This window comes from Ralstonia sp. VS2407 (assembly GCF_052950655.1).
The window spans coordinates 1-666 of the sequence record NZ_JBRFVG010000064.1; the positions used below are offsets into that span (position 1 = coordinate 1).

The window sequence follows — 666 nt, forward strand, 5'->3', positions numbered from 1 at the left end:
ACGCTCGCGATCAGATTGGTGCCGACGTCGGTCAGTTGCACGTCGCGCGTGGTTCGGTCGATCAGCTTGAGACCGATCTCGCCTTCCAGCTCGCGCACCGAGCGGCTCACGGCCGACTGCGTGAGACCGATCTCGTCGCCCGCCCGGCTGAAGCTCTTGAGCCGCGCGACCTCGATGAACACGCGTAACTGTCTGAGCGTGATATTCATGGGATTGCCTCATCAATCGGACGCATCGATGCGCGATTGTATTGCGTCCTCACGATCCCGTGCCGTGTGTCGGTGCGGTGCAGCACTCGGCTGAAACGCACGTCTCACGGGCCGGACTGCACAAGATTGGTGATTGTCCTTATTTGCTCGACGGTCTTTTTGGCGTCTTATACGCCCCTAGCTGATGCGGCTGTCAGCTCGCTGCCAGGCGGCTTTGGGGCGGTCGTCGCCAATGTGGCACGCTTCCTGCATTAGCAGGCGCACAGGGCTGCGGGCGTTCGAGCTTCTCGCGGCGGATCGCGCAACATCCGCCGCTCCATGGAGCCGACGCCTCACACCCGGCACTCGTTGGATCGAGTGCTCGACGAGTGCGCGGCGCAGGGCGGCGCACCGGAGTTAGCTTCGCTGAGGTGAGGACATGATGCTGTTCGACGATTTGAGAGACAACGAATGGGCG

At 62.5% G+C, this 666-nt stretch carries 1 protein-coding gene; it reads right to left on the bottom strand.

Going from position 1 to position 666, the window contains the following annotated elements; genetic code table 11:
* Nucleotides 1-209: LysR family transcriptional regulator (locus ACU8YE_RS23835; protein ID WP_264257433.1), on the bottom strand; the 209-nt coding region annotated here is incomplete at its 3' end.
* Between the last annotated feature and the right edge of the window lie 457 nt (nt 210-666).